This window comes from Acidovorax cavernicola, from assembly GCF_003581445.1.
Genome location: NZ_QXMN01000220.1, coordinates 1 through 1,360 on the forward strand (window position 1 = coordinate 1; position 1,360 = coordinate 1,360).

The following is a 1,360-nucleotide window of genomic DNA, read 5'->3' on the forward strand; positions in this document are numbered from 1 at the left end:
CGAAATTCGGCGTGAGGAAATAGGTGATGTCGAGTTCGGCAATGGTCTTGTTGTTGATCGACAGGCCCAGGCCGGTGTGGTCCTTGTTCGCGCTGATCGGCTGCGTGGTGGTGGCAGCCGTGGGGCTCTACCAGCGGCTGCGCGCAGCGCCGGAGAAAGCGGCGCCATCGCACTGAGCGCGCCGGCGTTTGCGGATTCCTTGCGCCAGGGCAAAACCCTGGGCGGCAGTCGCGGGTCCAATGGTTTTCACGGGGGTTGTCCCCGGTCCATCCATTGCCTCACCATGAAGAAAATCCTCCTGGCCGCCGCCGCTTTCTGTGCCCTGACTTCGGGCGCCGCGCTGGCGCAGACCGACGGCCCGTGGCTGGTGCGCGCCCGCGCCGTGCACCTCGACAGCGCGAACAAGGACCACACCGGCCTGGGCCTGTCGATCAACAACAAGACCATTGCCGAACTCGACATCACCTATTTCCTCACGCCGAATTTCGCGGCCGAGCTGGTGCTGACCGTGCCGCAAAAGCAGAGCGTGAATTCGACCGTCGCGGGCTATCTCGGCACGCTCAAGCACCTGCCGCCCAGCCTGCTGGCCCAGTACCACTTCACGCAGTTCAGCGGCTTCAAGCCCTATGTCGGCGCCGGCATCAACTACACGCGCTTCTCCAGCGTGAAGCTGCTCGGCGGCGCGGCCGACGTGCAGCGCAACAGCTGGGGCGGGGCGCTGCAGGTCGGCGTGGACATCGCGCTGAACAGGCAGTGGTCGCTGAACGTCGATGTGAAGAAGCTCTACATTGACACCGACGTGAGCCTGGCCGGCGCCAGGGTCGGCAACTTCAAGGTGGATCCGGTGCTGGTGGGGATTGGTTTGGGCTACCGGTTCTAGGCGGGCTGGAAGGCGTTCGGGCTTCCGGCGCCGCGTTCGATGGCCTGTTCCCTCAACGCCAGCCGCCACCCAAAGCCTTGTAAAGCTGCACCCGGTTGTCCAGTTCCGCCTGGTGCAGCCGCACCACTTCAAGTTCCGCCGCGTAGAGATTGCGCTGCGCGTCGAGTTCCTCGATATAGCTCGCGTAGCCTGCCTGGTAGCGGTCGTGCGCGAACGTCAGGCTTTGCTGGAGCACGTCGCGGCGCGCGATCGCGAACGCGGTCTGGCGCGCCAGGCGGGCCGTGCCGGTGAGCGCGTTTTCGGTATCGGCGAAGGCCGCGAGCACCGCGCCGCGGTAGGCGAGCGCGGCCTGGTCGCGCTGGGCGCCGGCCGCATCGGCCTGGGCGCGCAGCCGGCCGGCGTCGAACAGCGGGGCCAGCAGGCTGCCGCCCAGGCTCCACACGGTCAGCGGGTTGTACGCCAGCGCATTCGTCATCAGGC

Annotated in this window: 3 protein-coding genes; 2 read left to right on the forward strand and 1 reads right to left on the reverse strand. The window is 66.8% G+C overall.

The features are described from left to right. Positions 1–26 precede the first annotated feature (26 nt). Both D3H34_RS34430 and D3H34_RS32685 read left to right on the forward strand, forming a co-directional pair. Positions 27–176 carry a hypothetical protein gene (locus D3H34_RS34430; protein ID WP_167481324.1) on the forward strand — a complete coding sequence of 50 codons (150 nt, stop codon included), beginning with the start codon at positions 27–29 and terminating at the stop codon, positions 174–176. A 107-nt stretch (positions 177–283) separates the two neighbouring features. Continuing rightward, positions 284–880, forward strand: coding sequence for an OmpW/AlkL family protein (locus D3H34_RS32685; protein ID WP_119558868.1), 597 nt, complete (start codon positions 284–286; stop codon positions 878–880). Between the two features lie 52 nt (positions 881–932). Here D3H34_RS32685 and D3H34_RS32690 read toward each other — a convergent pair. Then, a partial coding sequence (locus D3H34_RS32690) for a TolC family protein (RefSeq protein ID WP_167481325.1) occupies positions 933–1,360 on the reverse strand: 428 nt, incomplete at its 5' end.